This is a genomic window from Pseudomonas sp. NCCP-436 (assembly GCF_019656335.1).
In the GTDB taxonomy this organism is placed as follows: Bacteria; Pseudomonadota; Gammaproteobacteria; order Pseudomonadales; family Pseudomonadaceae; genus Aquipseudomonas.
The window spans coordinates 22,422-40,017 of sequence record NZ_BPLZ01000001.1 but is presented as its reverse complement, the minus strand read 5'-3'; the positions used below and the strand labels follow the sequence as shown (position 1 = coordinate 40,017).

Annotated in this window: 18 protein-coding genes and 2 pseudogenes; 8 read left to right on the top strand and 12 right to left on the bottom strand. The window is 61.7% G+C overall.

Translation table 11 applies throughout. The features are described from left to right. Positions 1–78 precede the first annotated feature (78 nt). The 5 genes and pseudogenes from NCCP436_RS00200 to NCCP436_RS00185 form a co-directional block, all read right to left on the bottom strand. Positions 79–654 (bottom strand): gamma-glutamylcyclotransferase, encoded by a 576-nt coding sequence (locus NCCP436_RS00200; protein ID WP_220801780.1) that lies wholly within the window; start codon positions 652–654, stop codon positions 79–81. Further along, a pseudogene (locus tag NCCP436_RS00195) lies at positions 579–2,175 on the bottom strand (TonB-dependent receptor plug domain-containing protein). Before NCCP436_RS00195 ends, NCCP436_RS00200 begins: the two are co-directional and overlap by 76 nt. Continuing rightward, positions 2,130–2,318, bottom strand: coding sequence for an STN domain-containing protein (locus tag NCCP436_RS17745; protein ID WP_375709459.1), 189 nt, complete (start codon positions 2,316–2,318; stop codon positions 2,130–2,132). The pseudogene NCCP436_RS00195 and the gene NCCP436_RS17745 overlap by 46 nt, the downstream one beginning before the upstream one ends. Before the next feature lie 296 nt (positions 2,319–2,614). After that, positions 2,615–3,562, bottom strand: a complete 948-nt coding sequence (locus NCCP436_RS00190) for a DUF4880 domain-containing protein (RefSeq protein ID WP_220801779.1) — start codon at positions 3,560–3,562, stop codon at positions 2,615–2,617. Continuing rightward, a pseudogene (locus tag NCCP436_RS00185) lies at positions 3,559–3,974 on the bottom strand (sigma factor). The gene NCCP436_RS00190 and the pseudogene NCCP436_RS00185 overlap by 4 nt, the downstream one beginning before the upstream one ends. Positions 3,975–4,154: 180 nt before the next feature. On the opposite strand from NCCP436_RS00185, the gene znuA reads away from it, so the two are divergent. Further along, the gene (znuA, locus tag NCCP436_RS00180) at positions 4,155–5,078 is read left to right on the top strand and encodes a zinc ABC transporter substrate-binding protein ZnuA (RefSeq protein ID WP_220801778.1); all 924 of its coding nucleotides are present in this window, start codon (positions 4,155–4,157) and stop codon (positions 5,076–5,078) included. A gap of 82 nt (positions 5,079–5,160) precedes the next feature. Next, positions 5,161–6,402 carry an MFS transporter gene (locus tag NCCP436_RS00175; protein WP_220801777.1) on the top strand — a complete coding sequence of 414 codons (1,242 nt, stop codon included), beginning with the start codon at positions 5,161–5,163 and terminating at the stop codon, positions 6,400–6,402. A gap of 15 nt (positions 6,403–6,417) precedes the next feature. On the opposite strand, the gene NCCP436_RS00170 is transcribed toward NCCP436_RS00175, so the two are convergent. The 4 genes from NCCP436_RS00170 to purE form a co-directional block, all read right to left on the bottom strand. Next, on the bottom strand, positions 6,418–6,954 hold the full coding sequence (locus NCCP436_RS00170) for a DUF3299 domain-containing protein (RefSeq protein ID WP_220801776.1): 537 nt from the start codon (positions 6,952–6,954) through the stop codon (positions 6,418–6,420). Between the two features lie 67 nt (positions 6,955–7,021). Beyond that, positions 7,022–7,267 carry a GlsB/YeaQ/YmgE family stress response membrane protein gene (locus NCCP436_RS00165; RefSeq protein ID WP_220801775.1) on the bottom strand — a complete coding sequence of 82 codons (246 nt, stop codon included), beginning with the start codon at positions 7,265–7,267 and terminating at the stop codon, positions 7,022–7,024. 148 nt (positions 7,268–7,415) lie between these two features. After that, positions 7,416–8,498 carry a 5-(carboxyamino)imidazole ribonucleotide synthase gene (locus tag NCCP436_RS00160; protein WP_220801774.1) on the bottom strand — a complete coding sequence of 361 codons (1,083 nt, stop codon included), beginning with the start codon at positions 8,496–8,498 and terminating at the stop codon, positions 7,416–7,418. Between the two features lie 4 nt (positions 8,499–8,502). Beyond that, the gene (gene purE / locus NCCP436_RS00155; protein ID WP_220801773.1) at positions 8,503–8,994 is read right to left on the bottom strand and encodes a 5-(carboxyamino)imidazole ribonucleotide mutase; all 492 of its coding nucleotides are present in this window, start codon (positions 8,992–8,994) and stop codon (positions 8,503–8,505) included. Positions 8,995–9,282: 288 nt separating this feature from the next. Between purE and NCCP436_RS00150 the strand changes: the two genes are divergently transcribed. From NCCP436_RS00150 to NCCP436_RS00140, 3 genes are all read left to right on the top strand, one after another. After that, the gene (locus NCCP436_RS00150; protein ID WP_220801772.1) at positions 9,283–10,278 is read left to right on the top strand and encodes an AraC family transcriptional regulator; all 996 of its coding nucleotides are present in this window, start codon (positions 9,283–9,285) and stop codon (positions 10,276–10,278) included. A 229-nt stretch (positions 10,279–10,507) separates the two neighbouring features. Further along, a complete protein-coding gene (locus NCCP436_RS00145) occupies positions 10,508–11,536 on the top strand; it encodes a histone deacetylase family protein (RefSeq protein ID WP_220801771.1) in 1,029 nt (342 codons plus the stop codon). A 67-nt stretch (positions 11,537–11,603) separates the two neighbouring features. Next, a complete protein-coding gene (locus NCCP436_RS00140) occupies positions 11,604–12,698 on the top strand; it encodes a polyamine ABC transporter substrate-binding protein (protein ID WP_220801770.1) in 1,095 nt (364 codons plus the stop codon). A 39-nt stretch (positions 12,699–12,737) separates the two neighbouring features. On the opposite strand, the gene NCCP436_RS00135 is transcribed toward NCCP436_RS00140, so the two are convergent. Then, on the bottom strand, positions 12,738–13,643 hold the full coding sequence (locus tag NCCP436_RS00135) for a LysR substrate-binding domain-containing protein (RefSeq protein ID WP_220801769.1): 906 nt from the start codon (positions 13,641–13,643) through the stop codon (positions 12,738–12,740). A 192-nt stretch (positions 13,644–13,835) separates the two neighbouring features. Here NCCP436_RS00135 and aspA point away from each other — a divergent pair, with 192 nt between their 5' ends. The 3 genes from aspA to NCCP436_RS00120 all read left to right on the top strand — a co-directional run bounded on the left by aspA (position 13,836) and on the right by NCCP436_RS00120 (position 16,250). Continuing rightward, positions 13,836–15,260, top strand: coding sequence for an aspartate ammonia-lyase (gene aspA, locus NCCP436_RS00130; protein WP_220801768.1), 1,425 nt, complete (start codon positions 13,836–13,838; stop codon positions 15,258–15,260). A gap of 14 nt (positions 15,261–15,274) precedes the next feature. After that, positions 15,275–15,412 (top strand): hypothetical protein, encoded by a 138-nt coding sequence (locus NCCP436_RS00125; RefSeq protein ID WP_220801767.1) that lies wholly within the window; start codon positions 15,275–15,277, stop codon positions 15,410–15,412. 157 nt (positions 15,413–15,569) lie between these two features. Continuing rightward, positions 15,570–16,250 carry an HAD family hydrolase gene (locus tag NCCP436_RS00120; protein ID WP_220801766.1) on the top strand — a complete coding sequence of 227 codons (681 nt, stop codon included), beginning with the start codon at positions 15,570–15,572 and terminating at the stop codon, positions 16,248–16,250. Here the strand turns inward: NCCP436_RS00120 and NCCP436_RS00115 are convergent. Together NCCP436_RS00115 and NCCP436_RS00110 are read right to left on the bottom strand one after the other, a co-directional pair. Continuing rightward, on the bottom strand, positions 16,232–16,462 hold the full coding sequence (locus NCCP436_RS00115; protein ID WP_220801765.1) for a DUF1161 domain-containing protein: 231 nt from the start codon (positions 16,460–16,462) through the stop codon (positions 16,232–16,234). The genes NCCP436_RS00120 and NCCP436_RS00115 overlap by 19 nt on opposite strands. Positions 16,463–16,524: 62 nt before the next feature. Next, entirely contained in the window at positions 16,525–17,559 is a 1,035-nt protein-coding gene (locus NCCP436_RS00110; protein WP_259651420.1) for an aminopeptidase, read from the bottom strand. Positions 17,560–17,596: the final 37 nt, after the last annotated feature.

Sequence of the window (17,596 nt, the reverse complement as noted above, 5' to 3'; positions counted from 1 at the left end):
TGTGCCGAGCGAGTCGCTACAGGCGCCCAGTAGGGGGAATAAGGCTGGCCAGTAGTGCCTGGCGCACATGCTTTTCCTTCATGCCATGGTGTCCATGTTGCAACCGCAGCGGGCAAGCGTTGCCTCCAGACGTCGATCCGGCATGGCGTGTTGGCGTAAGGCTCGTGCGGTCTGCTCGGCATACTCACGGGTACTGCCAAAATGGCCGCGAGCACTGCTCAATACCTGATGCAGTACCTGATCGGGGAGGTTGCCGGCGAAGTGTGGCCCTTGACGATTGAGTACGAACGTCAGAGCACAGATGCGGCTGCCATCTTCGAGTCGGCAATTTAGCCATTTCGGCTGGTAGGCAGCGTCGATCATCTCGCGCTGCCAGAGGGCCTCCAGGTGGCAATCCAGTCCTTCCTCTGCCAGGCGATAGGCGAAACCGTTGCAGGAGCCACCACTATCCAGACCAAATACCAGGCCGGGCTTTTCCGGGGTTCCACGGTGGTTGTGCGACCACAGATAGAGACCTCGGTGGTAGCCGTACAGACGTGCTCGGCGTACCTCCAGTGACGGACATTCCGGACGCCAGATCAATGAGCCGTAAGCGAACAGCCAGAATGGTCGGTCGCCACGCTGGCGGTGTACGGCAGCCAGCGACTGGCGCATCTGTTCGCTGCTGAGTCTCGCGCGGGTGGGCGCTCCGGTCGTTCGTCGGTGATGTTGTCGTCGCCCACGGTGAACAGCCAGTTGCCGAGTGCGTAACCTACGGCCAGGTCGAGAATCTAGGTAGCGTCGAAGGTCTGGTCGTTGGCCGCATTGTTCTGATAGCTGGTGAACTTGCCGTAGCGCACGAGGTTACTGCGCAGAGTCCAGTTGCCAGCGCTCAGGTCGTTGCTGAAGGTGAGTTTGTGCCGGGGGGCGTATCGCCAAGCAGGCCCAGCCGCTCACGGCGATTCACGCGCAGCAGGTCCAGTCCCAGGCTGTCGAGGATTGCCGGGTTGTCTTTGACGTCCGTGACCTTGGTACGGTTGTAGTTGTAACCGAGCGTGCTGTTTCAGCGCAGGTCGTTGGCGAAGTTGTGGCGGTAGTTGGCGACCAGATCGACGCCAGTGGTGCGGGTGTCCACGGCATTGTTGAAGTAACGGACCGTGGTGTAGCTGATGTTGCTGACACCGTTGGCCTGGTTGATCTGCTTCTGTTCGTTGCTCAATGTGCCATTGTCGAACGAAAACGGTGTGCTTCCAGTGTCGCGGTACAGATCCGGGTTGATGGTTCGGGTGCTGAGGTCGTATTCGTTGCGCCCGTAGTTGAGTGACAGGTCGTAGCGCCAGTTATCCGCCAGTTCACCGCGCAGGCCGGTGGTCAGCGAGCTGTCCTGCAGTTCACCGCGGATCAATGGCAGGTAACCGTTCGGATACAGGGTCGGGATATTGTTGCTGGCGCGGTAGAACGCAGCCGTTTCGCCTTTGCGCCGGCTGTAGCCGCCGAAGGCATAGAGTTCCGAGCCGTTCTGCAGAGCGTACTCGCCATTGAGGAACAGTTTGCCTTCCTTGGTCGCCGGTTCACCCTGGCGGAACACCTGCTGTCCATAGGTGGTAGAGCCGATGCTGCCTGGCCGCAGATCCTCACCTGCGCGGTTGGTGTAATCGTTGTTTCCACCTTCAAGGGTCAGGTTCAGCCAGCCATTGTCGCCAATCTTGAAGCCGCTGTTGGCGCTGAGCTGGCGTTGGATACCGTCGCCATCCTTGTACTGGCCGAACTTGCCGCTGACTGAGCCGCCCTCGGCATCCTGCTTGAGGATCATGTTGATCACCCCGGCAATGGCGTCCGAGCCGTAGCGTGCCGAAGCTCCGTCACGCAGCACTTCGATACGTTCCACAGCTGCCACCGGAATGGCGACGTTTGCCGTTGACCAACACCAAAACCTGATCGGGCGATAGGCCACGCAACTGCGCCGTCCACCAGACTGGCCCGCGGGAAGTTGATTGATGGCACCAGACGTGCCAGTACCGCACCAAGTTCTTCCGAACCGGTATTGCGCAGGCTATCGCCACTGATGATATCGATAGGTGACAGCGAGGCGCTGGCGGTGCGCTCCTGTGAGCGTGTGGCGGTGACGATCACGCTGTCCAAACGCGGCACTACTGCCGGCTGGATCGGTGTGGCTGGCGTGACGGAGGTCGCCACAGGCTGGCTGTGGCACCTGGAATGATGATTATCGCATCGGCATCCCTGGAGAAGCCCAGGCCGCTTCCATGTAGCGCTTGTGCAATAGTTTGATCGACGCTGAGTTGGCCATTGACGGCATCTGTCTGTCTCCTTTCGACCAGCGCGGGTCTAAGGAGATCAGTTGACCGCTCTGCCGGGAGATACCCAGCAATACCTGGTCAAGTGGGCCCGCCGGGACCTGAAAGCTGCGTACCTGCTGGGTCGCCGCGTCTTGTGCCCTGGCTGGTTTGTGTTGCGCTGACGCCTATCAACAGTGCCAGAGCTAAGTAGGAGGGTTTGAACAGGGTATGGATTGGAGTGTGCATGGCAGAAACTCATCTTTGGTTTTCTGCAATGAGCGATGACGCGGAGAAACCTACAGAACATTCTTGGAACGATTGGTCATGAGCTTATGAATTTAGGTTTCACGCCAGCTCGATACTGACCCACAGTTCGCCAAAGCGATTGATGCGGATCGGTAGTGTCTGTGCCAGCAAGTGCAGGGCGCGGTCACTGTCATCAAGAGGGTATAAGCCGCTGGTACGCAGATTCGCGGCGGCTGAGGATAACCGCAATACGCCATTACGATAGGCGCGTAAGGCATCGACAACCTCGCCAAGCGGGCGGTTTCCACCTCCAGCAGGCCATCGATCCGGGCGCTTTCGTTGCCGCGCAGCAGGCTTTGTTCGACAACGCCGGTACGGTCTAGATACACGTTGCTACCGGGCAGCAGTTGTTGATTGTTGGCCAGGCGTACCTCGGCATTGAGTACCGTAAGCTGTAACTGCCCGGCAGCACGGCTGCGCAGAATGAAGCGGCCTCCCAGGCTGCTCATGCGACCTACGGGGCTGTCGAGTATGAAGGGGGGCGTTGTGACCGGAGCATTGAGCAACGCGCCACCATGATGAAAGAGCAGGCCTCGATGCTGTGAGCCGAAGTTGGGCGTTACTCGGGTTCGTGCATCCAGGCTCAGCGTACTACCGTCCGCCAGGTTGTAGGTGGTGCGCTCGGCCGTGGCGGTATAGAGATCGCCAGGTAGTGCCAGGCCGGTGCGATTGAGGTGTAGCCCGAGCAGGCCGAGACCAACGGCGCCGACTCCGGCGAGACTGCCGCGCAGGAAATTGCGTCGGCTCGACGGTGCGTTGAGGGTGCGTAGCACCTGCTCGTCCGAGAGCCGCAGGAGGGGCTCGCGGAGCACCAAACCGAGATTGTCGTTCAGACGCTGGAATACGTGGGGGTGTGTGGGATGGCTGCTGTGCCAGGCGATAAACTTCTGACGCTCATCCTCGCTGATATCACCCGACTGCAGGCGCATCATCCAGTAGGCGGCCTCGTCGACCACGTCCTTCAGTGCTAGCTCGTTCACTCTTGAAGTGCTCCGTAGCAGAGCTTGAAGGCTTCGGTCATGTATTGCTGCACGCGGCTGAGTGAAATGCTCAGCCTCTCTGCGATCTGCATATAGGTCAGCCTGCCAATCTGGCTGTGGATAAACGCAGTCTTGCCCTGGCCAGGCAAGCCATGAGCATCTGCAGGTAGCTGCGCTCCAGATCGCGACGTCGCCAGCCTTCCTGCATCAGACGTTGCGCTATGGTGGTCAGTAAGGCTCGCGGCTCACGAATCTGGGCAGGATCCGGTAGGCTGAGTACGCGCAGGAACGTTTCTGCCACCAGGTCCTCGGCACTGTGTGTGCATCCCAGGCGTCTATAAAGACGTGCGTGCAGTCAGCGTTGGTTTTGCACGAACCATTGGGTGACCAATCGGCGTGCTTGATTTTCCATACCCTTGCCTCAAAAAGCTCCGAGGCACCCTGCTACAAGTGATGAAAAAACAAAAAAGAATAAAAAATTACATATATATGGTTATAAGTTTATTTTGCGTTCGATCCGATGGGGACCTGTGATGTCTCTTGAAGGAAATGTTATTGTGTAGCCCCTTTGTTTTCTGAATGATCCGCCTTCATGCAGTGGTGTTTCTCTCGCCTGCTCTTCCTATCTCTAAGCCTGTTCAGCCTTGTACCGCTTGCCCAGGCCGAGGTACGTGTTCTGACCAGCATCAAGCCGCTGCAACTGATCGCTGCGGCGGTGCAGGACGGCGTTGGCCAGCCAGAAGTATTGCTGCCGGCCGGTGCCTCGCCACACCACTATGCCCTGCGCCCGTCGGACGTGCGCCGTCTGCGCGAGGCCGATCTGCTGTACTGGATCGGCCCGGACATGGAAGCCTTCCTGCCGCGAGTACTGGAAAGCCGTGACAAGCCCCAGGTAGCCGTGCAGGATCTGCCGGACATGCACCTGCGACATTTCGGCGACGATGCGCAGCATCATGGCGATCACGATCACGATCACGATCACGATCATCGCCCGGGCAGTCTGGATGCCCACCTCTGGCTGCTGCCGGCCAACGCCCGGGTTATTGCAACGCGTATGGCTGCGGATCTGGCCACGCTGGATACCGCCAATGCCGGGCGCTATGCCGCCAATCTGAAGGCTTTCGAGATGCGCCTGAATGCCCTCGATGAGCGCATCCGTCAGCGTCTGGCAACACTTCCACAACGCCCCTATTTCGTCTTTCATGAGGCCTACGACTATTTCGAGCAGGCCTATGGCCTGCGCCATGCCGGTGTTTTCAGCGTGCTGACGGAAGTACAGCCCGGTGCCCGGCATGTGGCCGCCATGCGCGAACAGTTGCAGCAGGCCGGGCCGAGTTGCGTGTTCAGCGAACCGCCGCTGCGTCCGCGACTGGCCGAAACCCTGACCGCCGGACTGCCGGTCAGACTCGCCGAACTGGATGCACTGGGCGGCGATCTGTCCCTGACGGCCACGGGCTACGAGCGCTTGCTGGAGAATCTTGCCAGTGGCCTTGCCGAGTGTCTTGGCAGCCTTTGATCGAGTCGGTGCAGTAACCGCTGCCACGTTGCCGGCAGCGGTGGCAAACCACTAGGCTTGCGTTTTTTCCCGGGCCGCCTCCATGTCGCCGATCGTTTCCCGTCCCGCCAGCGCCACGCTGGTACTGCTGGCCTCGCTTTACTGTGCCCAGGGACTGCCGTCCGGATTGATCGCCCACTCGCTGCCGGTGCTGCTGCGCCAGCAGGGTGTGGATCTGGCGCTGATTGGTCTGCTCAAGCTGCTGGCACTGCCCTGGCTGCTGAAGGCGCTGTGGGCGCCTTGGGTGGATCGGCTGGCCTCACCGCGTCTGGGACACCACCGCGGCTGGATCCTGCCACTACAGGGCAGCGTGATTCTCTGTGTGGCGTTGCTGGCCACACAGGCGCCGCAGACGTTGTTTGATCACGGATTCTGGGGCCTGCTGGGTCTGCTGTTGCTGATCAACCTGCTGGCTGCCACTCAGGACATCGCCACCGACGGCCTGGCCGTACGCCTGCTGCCGGAGCGCTGGCGTGGCCTGGGTAACAGTCTGCAGGTAGGCGGCTACAAGCTGGGCATGATTGTCAGCGGCAGTGGTTTGCTACTGGTCATGGATCCGCTGGGCTGGAACCTGTCGCTGGGTCTGCTGGCCGGGCTGATCCTGCTGATGAGCGTGCCGATCTGGTGCTTTCCCGAGCAGCGCCTGCTGCCGCGCCATGAGGTGCCGGCGCAAGCCGGGCGCGGCCCGCGACTGCTACTGACACACTATCGCGGTCTGTTGGCGCAGCCTGGCATTTGGGCCTGGCTGGTGGTGCTGCTGACCTTCAAACTGGGTGATGCACTGGGCTCGCCGATGATCCGTCCGATGCTGGTGGATCAGGGCTGGAGCAGTAGCCAGTTGGGGCTGCTGACACTGGCCGGCAGTCTGGTCGGTATCGGCGGTGCTCTGCTGGGGGGACTGCTCTATGCCCGTGTTGGCGTGCAGCGTGCACTGATCCTTTCCGGGATCTTGCAGGCAATGGGCATTGCCACTCTGGCGCTGTTGGCCGGGCCCGGCATTGATGCTGCAGCGGTGTATGTTCTGACGCTGTTCGAGCAACTGGCTGACGGTTTGTCCACCGTGGTGCTTTTCGCCGCCATGATGCGCATGTGCCGGCCGGCCCACGAAGGTGGCGACTTTACCCTGCAGGCCAGCATCCAGGTACTGCTGGCCGGTGTGGTCGGCTCTGCCAGCGGCTGGTTGGCCGAACTGCTGGGTTATCAGGGGTTGTTTGTCGGTGCCGGCCTGCTTGGTCTGCTGGTGCTTAGCGCGGTGCCCTGGCAGGCGCGCAGCTGCCAGCGCTGAGTCCGTGCTGGCGGTTCAGTCCAGGTCTTCGTCGGTTACCGCACGAACTTCGCGGGCATCCATGGCATAGGCTGCGTCGGCCAGTTCGTTGCTCACGCTTTCCACCCGGAGTTTGCCGCTGACCCACAGCGGCGCATAGATGTCGTCCAGTCGCAGGCCGCTGGGGTAGTGCACCAGTACCAACTGGTTGGGTGGCGGCGGTGGCACATGGATACAGGCGCCCGGATAAGGCACCAGGAAGAACAGCGTGCTGTTGCCCTGAGCATCGCTTTCCAGTGGAACCGGATAGCCGCCGAGACGAACTGCCTTGCCGTCCAGCTCGGGGACGGTCTTGCTGGAGTACATCACCGCCGGCAGATCCGGATTCTGCTGGCGCAGACCGTTGGTGCCGTAAAACAGGCTGTTGCCTTCCGGGCTGTCGTGGCTGATGTCCGGCATTTCCTCCAGGGCCTGGCGATCCTCGGGGGGCATCAGGTCGAGCCAGTCGGTTTCCGGCAGTTCTGCGCGGGCCAGGCCGGCAAGCAGCAGCAAAGCGAACAGCAGGTGGCGCATGAGGCAAGTGGTCTCGTGGCGATTGGAAGCGAGTCCGGCCGCAAGGCCGGCTCGCAGGGCTGAAGGATTAATCTTTTCTGATGGCGCCGTAGATGACCAGCAGGATGATTGCGCCAATTACTGCGCCAATGAAACCGGCCGCCTGGCCAGCCTGGTAGATGCCCAGCGCCTGTCCGCCGTAAGTAGCGGCAAGCGAGCCACCAATGCCGAGCAGGATGGTCATGATCCAGCCCATGCTGTCGTCACCGGGTTTGAGAAAGCGTGCAACCAGTCCGACGATCAGGCCGATGATAATGGTGCCGATGATACCCATTGGCGTCTCTCCTTCAGTAATTGCCGCGGAAGCGGCAGACATTTTGTGAGACAGATACAAAGGGCTATCAGTTCGCCGTTGTCGTGCAAATGGCGCTCAGTAGAGCGTTCGGAGCCATGTGCGACTGAGACTCCGAACGCTGCACCAGTTACTTGCCGATCAGTGCCTGAACCTTTTCGATGCCGGCTTCCAGAGTCTTCCGGTCGGCACTGCGCAGGGTGGCATGACCGACCTTGCGACCGCTCTTGAAGGCCTTGCCGTAGTGGTGCAGGTGGCAGTCGGCGATGCGCAGTACCTGTTCCGTGGGTGGCACTTCGCCGATGAAGTTGAGCATGGCGCTCTCACCCACCTTGGCGGTAGAACCCAGTGGCAGACCCGCGACGGCCCGCAGATGGTTCTCGAACTGGCTGCACTCGGCGCCTTCGATGGTCCAGTGCCCGGAGTTGTGCACGCGCGGCGCGATCTCGTTGGCCTTGAGGCCGCCATCCACCTCGAAGAACTCGAACGCCAGCACACCGACGTAGTCGAGCCTGTCCAGTACGCGGCCGACGTAGTCTTCGGCCAGTGCCTGCAGTGGGTGTGCGGTGCTGGCGACGGACAGGGCAAGAATGCCGCTGTCATGGGTGTTGTGCACTAGCGGGTAGAAGCGCGTTTCACCGTCCCGGCCACGGACGGCGATCAGCGATACTTCTCCGGTAAAGGGCACGAAGCCTTCCAGAATGCATGGCACGCTGCCCAGCTCGGCAAAGGCGCCAGCGACGTCTTCGCTCTTGCGCAACACTTTCTGGCCCTTGCCGTCATAGCCCAGGGTGCGGGTCTTGAGCACTGCCGGCAGGCCGATGGCGGCCACCGCAGCGTCGAGATCGGCCTGCGACTGGATGTCGGCGAACTCCGGAGTGGGAATGCCCAGCTCGCGGAACATGGATTTCTCGAACCAGCGGTCACGGGCGATACGCAGGGCTTCCGCACTCGGGTAGACCGGTACGAACTGTGAGAGGAAGGCCACGGTTTCGGCCGGTACGCTCTCGAATTCGAAGGTGACCAGGTCGACCTCGTCAGCCAGCTGACGCAGGTGCTCCTGATCGCCGTAGTCGGCTCGGATGTGCTCACCGAGCGCCCGGGCACAGGCATCCGGTGCCGGATCGAGGAATACGAAGTCCATGCCCAGCGGGGTGCCCGCCAGCGCCATCATGCGGCCCAGTTGGCCGCCACCGATCACACCGATCTTCATTGCATCAGGCCTCGCGCGGATCCGGGTTGTTCAGCACGTTGTCGGTCTGTTCCTGGCGGAACTGCTTCAGCGCCTCGTGGTACTGCGGATGCTGGTGACCAAGGATGCTGGCCGCCAGCAGCGCTGCGTTGACTGCGCCGGCCTTGCCGATGGCCAGGGTGGCAACCGGGACGCCGGCCGGCATCTGCACGATCGATAGCAGCGAGTCAACGCCCGAGAGCATGGACGACTGCACCGGAACGCCGAGCACCGGCAGGTGGGTCTTGGCCGCGCACATACCGGGCAGGTGCGCGGCACCGCCAGCTCCGGCGATGATCACCTGAATGCCACGGGCCTCGGCCTCTTCGGCGTACTGGAACAGCAGATCCGGGGTGCGGTGGGCGGAAACCACCTTGACCTCGTGGGGAATGCCCAGCTTGTCCAGCATCTCGGCGGTGTGGCTAAGAGTGGACCAATCGGACTTGGAGCCCATGATCACGCCAACCAGTGCGCTCATCGTCGTGCCTCTTCTCTCGGGCGCCTCGCGGCGCATCAAAAACCAACAAGCCACGCGGGCGAACCTGCGTGGCTTGTCATGATTGGTTGGCCGCGTGAAATCGGCCGAAGGCCGCGCAGTATAACGTAAAGCCGTTGCTGGCGCGTATCAGCGACGACCATTTGTCCTGTTCGTTGCGGCGGCTAAATGCCAGTGGCCAGGCAATCTGCCGGATGGCTGCGGCTGGTGCAAGGCTGGGCGGCGCGTTTCTTGCTACTGATTTACTCATCTGTGCACACGGAATGCATCATGCTGTATGCCCCGCTTACCACCCTGCATGTGGTTTCGCTGATTCTGCAGCGTTTCGCCGACCAGCCAGAGCAGCGCTCTCGACTGCTGGCCGGGAGTGGTATTGGTGCAGCTGACCTGGATAATCCGGATGCGCGCATCACCAGGGCGCAGGAACTGCAGGTATGCGCCAATGCCCTGGCCCTGCGCGCCGATCTGGGGCTTGAGCTGGGTCGCAGTCTGCATGTTTCCTCTTATGGCCTGCTAGGTTACGCCGCACTGTCGGCTGCCACTTTTGGTGACGCCTGGCACCTGTTGCTGCAGTACCCGGCGTTGCTGGGCACCTATTTCCGGCTGGAGATGCAGGTCGAGGGCGAGCAGGCCTGGATCTGTGCCAGCGGCTACCGTGACTCCGCCGCGCTGGAGGTGTTCAACGTGGAGATGTGCTTGGCCTCGTTGAAGCTGATCGGCGATGAACTGCTGCAACAGCCGTTGCCGCTGTCGTCTGCCGAATTCACCTATGCCCGGCCACGCTATGTGGGGCGCTATACCGATAGCTTTCCCTGTCCGCTGCGCTTCGATGCCGGTCGCAATGCCTTTTCCTTCCCCGCCGAGCTGCTGGAGCGGCGCCTGCCGCTGGCCGATCCGGTCACCCATGGCGAGGTGCTGGAGCGCTGTCGCCGGCAGAATGCCGAGTTCAGCAGTCGCCAGGCCTGGTTGCAGCGGGTGCGCCAGTTGCTGGCGGCACAACTGGCCGAGCCGCCGGGACTGGATAACCTAGCCCAGCAGCTGCACTGCTCCTCGCGTACTTTGCGGCGGCGCCTGCAGGAGCTGGGTACCAGCTACCAGAGTCTGCTCGACGAGTTGCGTTTCGAGCGGGCCAAGGCGCTGCTCGGCGAGCAACAGTGGCCGGTGTATCGCATTGCCGAGGTGCTCGGCTTCAGCGAGACGGCCAGTTTCCGCCATGCTTTCCAGCGCTGGAGCGGCGTTCCACCGAGCCGTTTCCGCGCGCCCTGAACAGTTGGCCGGCGCACTGGCGACCGGTGTTTCCCGCAAATACTCAACAATGCCCCTGATGGCACTCGTTTTCGCGCACGGCTTTGCATGCCTGGTACAACCGTGTCCGGATGCTGATCTGGATAGCAAGGTTGGCCATTTCGATCCCCTTTTGGCCGCTGTCAGCGTTCTCCCGGACGCCGGGGCAGGCCAACAATCCAGGCACAACAACAAGCCTGGAGCGTTCTGCATGCTCACCTATTACAGTGACGACCATCATCTGCACCACGGCAAATGCGAGTTAATCGACGGGCAACTGATGCCCTGCTTCGAGAAACCGCAGCGAGCCGACCATATTCTCCAGCGGGTCAAAGATCGCCAGCTTGGAGAGGTACGCGCCCCGCGTGACTTTGGTCGCGCGCCCATCGAGCGCATCCACAGTGCGGCCTATCTGGACTTCTTCCAGGGTGCCTGGGATCGCTGGCAGGCACAGGGTGGCAAGGGCGACCTGCTGCCCTTCACCTGGCCGGCCCGTACCCTGAGGGCGGTGGTGCCGACCGATCTGCACGGTCAGCTCGGCTACTACAGCTTCGATGGTGGTGCGCCGATTACGGCCGGTACCTGGCAGGCTGCCTACAGCTCGGCCCAGGTTGCGCTCAGTGCCCAGGCCGAGATCGTCGCCGGAGCCCATAGCGCCTTCGCCCTGTGCCGCCCGCCAGGCCACCACGCCGCTGGCGATCTGATGGGGGGCTACTGCTATTTGAACAACGCCGCCATCGCTGCCCAGGCCTTCCTTGACCAGGGTGCGAAGAAGGTGGCCATCCTTGATGTCGACTACCACCACGGTAACGGCACCCAGGACATTTTCTACCGGCGTAGCGACGTGCTGTTCACTTCGATCCACGGCGACCCGGCGGAGGAGTTCCCGTTTTTTCTCGGTTATGCCGATGAGACCGGCGAGGGTGAAGGCGAGGGTTGCAACTTCAACTACCCATTGCCGATGGGTAGCGCCTGGGATGTCTGGGGAGAGGCGCTGGAACAGGCCTGTCAGCGCATTGCCGAGTACGGTGCCGAAGTTCTGGTGGTGTCGCTGGGCGTCGACACCTACATGGCCGACCCCATTTCGCAGTTCAAGCTCGACAGTCCGGACTACCTGGCCATGGGGCGACGTATTGCCGCGCTGGGCTTGCCGACCCTGTTCGTCATGGAGGGCGGCTATGCGGTTGAGGCGATCGGGGTCAACGCGGTCAACGTGCTGGAAGGATTCGAGGGCGCCTGAGGGCGCCCATCCGGCCATGGGCGGCTGGCTCAAAACAAGACCAACGACACATCAGGGGTGAGAAACGATGAAAGCCATCAAACGGATGCTCGGTGCCGCCCTGTGCGGCGCCACCCTGCTTAGCGGTGCGGTGCAGGCCAAGGAGCTGAATGTCTATAACTGGGCCGACTACATGTTGCCGTCGGTGCCCAAGGACTTTGCCAGGCAAACCGGCATCAAGCTGAAATGGGACACCTACGAGAGCAACGAGGCACTGGAAGCCAAGCTGCTGGCCGGCAATTCTGGATACGATCTGGTGGTGCCAAGCAACACCTTCCTGGAACATCAGATCGGCGCCGGCGTTTACCTGCCGCTGGACAAGAGCAAGCTGCCGAACTGGAAGCATCTGGATCCGGCGCTGCTGGAGCTGGTGGGCACCAACGACCCGGGCAACCAGTACGCCGTACCGTACATGTACGGCACCGTGCTGATCGGTTTTAACCCGGACAAGGTCAAGGCAGCGTTGGGTGAAGATGCGCCGGTGGACAGCTGGGACCTGGTGTTCAAACCCGAGAACATGGCCAAGCTCGCCAAATGCGGTGTAGCCATGCTTGACTCGCCCACCGACATTCTGCCCATCGCCCTGCACTACCTGGATCTGGATCCCAACAGCACCAGGGCCGAGGACTACGACAAGGCTGCCGAGCTGATGCTCAGCATCCGCCCGTACATGCTCTACTTCCATTCGGCCAAGTACATGACCGATATTGCCAACGGCGACATCTGCGTGGCCGTGGGTTACTCGGGCAGCTTCTTCCAGTTTGCCAACCGTGCCAAGGAAGCCGGCAACGGCGTGGTGGTCGACTGGCGCTTGCCCAAGCAAGGTGCGCCGCTGTGGTTCGACTCCTTCGCCATTCCCAAGGATGCCAAGAACGTCGACGAGGCTCATGCTTTCCTGGACAACCTGCTCAAGCCTGAAGTGATCGCTCCGATCACCGACTTCTTGGGCTACCCGAACTTCAACCTGAGCGCCTTGCCGCTGGTATCGCAGGAGATTGCCGGCAACAAGGATCTGACGCCCGATGCCGAAGCGCAGAAAAGCCTCTATGTGCTCAAGCCGCTGCCGCAAAAGATTGAGCGTGTGCGCACCCGTGTGTGGAATACCATCAAGTCCGGCAAGTAATCCGGACGTGCTGGAAAAACGCGCCTGCGGGCGCGTTTTTCATTGGCCCACCTCGCCGCTTTCCAACTTGCGCCAGAGCAGGCGAACCGCCGCCTTGCGCACCAGTGCGCAGCGATACAGGCGGATTTCCAGCGGGATGTGCCAGTGTTCGCCGCCGCAGATCGCCAGTTCGCCACGCGCCAGTTCTGCGTTGACCGAAAGACGCGGCACCCAGGCCACCCCCAGCCCCTGCAGGGCCATGCTCTTGAGACTGTCGGCCATGGCGGTTTCATACACGGTTGTCGAACGCAGTACCCGCTGGCGCAGCAGCAGCTTCAGGGTGCGGCCGAGGAAGGCACTGGAGCTGTAGGCCAGCAGCGGAATGCTCTGTTCGCTGTCGAGATCGAACAATGGAGCGCCATCGGCATCGGTGGCGCACACCGGCAGCATCGCCGTAGTACCAAGGTGCAGCGAGGGAAATACCTGCGGATCCATCTGCAGCGCGGCATCCGGATCGTAGTAGGCAAGGATCAGGTCGCAGGCACCCTCACGTAGCAGGTGCACCGCCTCGCCGACGTTGGCTGCCACCAGACGGGTGGTCAGCGGCAGGCCGTCGCGCCGCAGTGCAGCGATCCACTGGGGGAAGAAGGCCAGGGTTAGCGAGTGTGCCGCAGCAATTTGCAGCACTTCGCCCTGCTGGCCTTCGAGATGGTGCAGGTGGCGCACGGTCTCGGCGAGCTGTTCGACCATGTTGCGTGCGGTGACCAGAAACAGCCGCCCGGATTCGGTCAGGTCGATGGGCGTGCAGGTGCGATCCACCAGAGTCAGGCCCAGCACGCTTTCCAGGCTGCGGATGCGCCGGCTGAAGGCAGGTTGAGTGACGAAGCGTTTTTCCGCCGCCTGGGAAAAACTGCGGGTCTGGGCCAGAGCGATGAAGTCCTCCAGCCATTTGGTTTCCAGATTCATCGAGGGCTCCGAAATCGACGAAGAGCTGATCGGTTGTCATCGCGGTACGCCCGATCACTCAGGAAAGTCACCCGGACATTATGCCGATTGTGCATAGGGTAGCAACCAACGGCATTGGCCTTTCATTGGGCTGAGCACCTAATCTACGCGGCATCGCGGCACCTGCCGTATACCCCGAGAGTCATGTCTATCATGTCCGCTGCTGCATCCACCCGCATCGAAAAAGACCTCCTTGGCACTCTGGAAGTCCCCGCCGATGCCTACTACGGTATTCAGACCCTGCGTGCCGTACAGAACTTCCGTCTGTCCGGTGTACCGCTGGCGCACTACCCGAAACTGGTCATCGGACTGGCGATGGTCAAGCAGGCCTCGGCCGACGCCAACCGCGAGCTGGGCCATTTGTCCGCCGCCAAGCACACGGCGATCAGCACGGCCTGCGCCCGCATCATCCAGGGTGAGTTCCACGACCAGTTCGTGGTGGACATGATCCAGGGTGGTGCCGGTACCTCGACCAACATGAACGCGAACGAAGTCATCGCGAACATTGCTCTGGAGGCCATGGGCCACGAGAAGGGCGAGTACCAGTACCTGCACCCGAACAACGATGTGAACATGGCGCAGTCGACCAACGACGCCTACCCGACTGCCATCCGTCTCGGCCTGCTGCTCGGTCACGACAGCCTGCTCAACTCCCTGGAGAAGCTGATCCAGTCGCTGGCGGCCAAAGGCCTGGAGTTCGACCACGTACTGAAGATGGGCCGCACCCAGCTGCAGGATGCGGTGCCGATGACTCTCGGCCAGGAATTCCACGCCTTTGCCACTACGCTCGGCGAAGATCTGCAGCACCTGAAGATGCTGGCGCCGACGCTGCTGACCGAGGTCAACCTTGGCGGTACCGCCATCGGTACCGGGATCAACGCCGATCCCAAGTACCAGGCTCTGGCGGTCAAGCGTCTGGCGGTGATCAGCGGTCATCCGGTACGTCCGGCAGCCGACCTGATCGAGGCCACCAGCGACATGGGCGCCTTCGTACTATTCTCCGGCATGCTCAAGCGCACTGCGGTCAAGTTGTCGAAGATCTGCAACGACCTGCGTCTGCTCTCCAGCGGCCCGCGTACCGGTATCAACGAGATCAACCTGCCGCCGCGCCAGCCCGGCAGCTCGATCATGCCGGGCAAGGTCAACCCGGTGATCCCGGAAGCAGTCAATCAGGTCGCCTTCGAGGTGATCGGCAACGATCTGGCGCTGACTCTGGCAGCCGAGGGCGGCCAGCTGCAACTGAACGTGATGGAACCGCTGATCGCCTACAAGATCTTCGATTCGATCCGCCTGCTGACCCGTGCCATGGACATGCTGCGCGAGCTGTGCATCGACGGCATCACCGCCAACGAGCAGCGTTGCCGCGAGCTGATGGAGAACTCCATCGGCCTGGTCACCGCACTCAACCCTTACATCGGCTACGAGAACTCCACGCGCATTGCCAAGGTGGCGCTGGAAAGCGGTCGTGGCGTACTGGAACTGGTGCGTGAGGAAGGGCTGTTGGACGAGGCCACGCTGGCCGACATCCTGCGCCCGGAAAACATGATTGCACCGCGTCTGGTTCCCCTGAAGCAGTGAGTGGAGCACAAGCGATGATGAAGTCCAAGCCGTCCGCTCGTCCTTACGTTAAGCCGCTGTTTATTGCCCTGCATCCGCCACGCCGGATGTGGCCCGATGCTGCCGGCGTTTACCTTGGTTCGGTTCGTCCGGCCAGCCGTACGCGGAGCTGAATCACCCCCTTTTTCATAGAGAGGTCTCACCACCTCACCACTCAGGGATGGCCATGGCCATCCCTTTTTTTATCCAGAATTCGCCATTTCGGTCGATGAAGCAAGCGTAAAAGGCAGGTATGCTCCGGGCCGTTCCGTTACCGAGCAGGCGCCAGTCATGCACCATTCCATCATCCTCTTTGATCTTGACGGCACGCTGACCGACCCGCGCGAGGGTATAACCCGGTCCGTGCAGTACGCCCTGGCGAAACTCGGGATCGACGAGCCGGATCTGGGCGCGCTGGAACACTTTATCGGTCCGCCGCTGCTGCAGTGCTTTATGGCCACCTACGGGCTGGATGAGGATACTGCCTGGCAGGCGGTGAATCATTACCGCGAGCGATTTCGCGTCACCGGGTTGTACGAGAACCAACCGTTCGAGGGTATCGAGGCTTTACTTGAGGGGCTGCGGGCGCAGGGCCGTACGCTGTACATCGCCACCAGCAAGCCGACGGTGTTCGCCGAGGAAATTGCCCGTCATTTCGGCTTTCACCGGCATTTCCAGCGCATCTACGGCAGCGAGCTGGACGGCACCCGCACCAACAAGGTGGAGCTGATTGCTCACCTGTTGCGCGAGGAAAGACTGCAGCCCGGCTCGGCGCTGATGATCGGTGACCGCAAACACGATCTGATCGGCGCGCGCAGCAATGGTCTGCAGTCGGTGGCGGTAGGCTACGGATTCGGCAGTCGCGAAGAGCTGCTCGGTGAGTCGCCGGACTATCACTTCGAGACACTGGAGGCGCTGCGCCGAGCCCTCCTGTCCGGTGCCAGAAGGCCGGCTCAGTCGTTGCGCTGGTAGATGATCTTCTTGCTGCCGCCGTCGCAGCTGCCGACGACCATGCTCTGATCCTCAACCTCGTCGTTGGGCACGATTTCCAGCGTGTAGCTGGCCACGTTGTTGGCCTGGATTTTAACCTCGATTTCTTCCTTGAGTTCCTCGCAGGGTTTGGGGGCGGCAAGGGCGCTGCCGGCGAACAGCATCAGGGCCAGGGCGGGAATGACAGGTTGCATCGCTTGTACCTCCGGTGTTGGGCGAAACCTGATTGGTTGGACTGGCATTTTGCCCGACAGTTCTAACCTTCCTTCAACAAGCGTTGCAGTTCGTCCTGACGCTGCGCCGGAGGCAGCGAACCGAGCGTCGCCACGGCAGCGTAGAAGGCTGGCCAGTCACTTCCATGGCGGACGAACAGCGCGGCGAAAGCCGGTACCCATTGATCATAGAGGCCAAAGGGCAGCAGCTTGGCGTTGTTCAGCGGGCTCTCGATCCAGGCGTCGTAGCGGCCGTTGCCGGCCCATTCGCGCTGGCGCAGGGCATGGTATTCACGGCGCAGACGGTCGAACTCGGCCTGCTTGGCCGCGCGCATGGCGTCTGCAGAGAGTGTGCCGGCGTAGAGCTGGCGCAGGCGCTCACGGCTGGCCAGTACCAGTTCGATGAACTGTTGACGCTGCCGATCATCGGCTGCTGGCGGCTCTTCGCCGCGTGCTGCATGCCACTGGCGCAGGCCCTCGCGCTCGACAAAGGTGGCAAAGGATTCGTTGAACGCGGTGTCTCCCGGCAGGTAGTACTGCTGGTGTGCCAATTCGTGAAAGATCACTGCGACCAGGCGCTGGTCGTTCCAGCGCAGCATGGTGTTGAGCAGCGGATCGTCGAACCAGCCGAGGGTGGAGTATGCCTCCACGCCGCCGATGTAAGTGTCCAGGCCCTGCTCGCGCAACAGGGCGGAGCCGCCGCGGGCGCGAGCTTCACGGTAGTAGCCGCGATAGGCAACACAGCCGGCGATGGGGAAACAGTGCAGCTTCGGCTCCAGGTCGAACTCTTCGGTGGCGAACAGGTTCCACACCACAAAGGGCCGGCCGATATCCGCATATAGTCGGTAGCTGCGATTGTCCGGCAGATAAAGGTTGTCGCTGGCGAAGTCCCGCGCCTGCTGTGCCAGGCGCAGGCGTCGGCTCAGTTGCGGGTCGGAGGAGGGATCGTCGAGCAGGCGCTGCACTGGCTGACGTGCCTGCATTAATTGCCATTGGCCGGCAGCGAGCTGGGAGTAATAGTCGAGGGTCGAGCAACCGGTCAGCAGGATGCCAAGTACGGCCGCGGCCACGAGACGCATGATGGCGCCTGAGTGAAGTATTCGCATGGCCTCACGC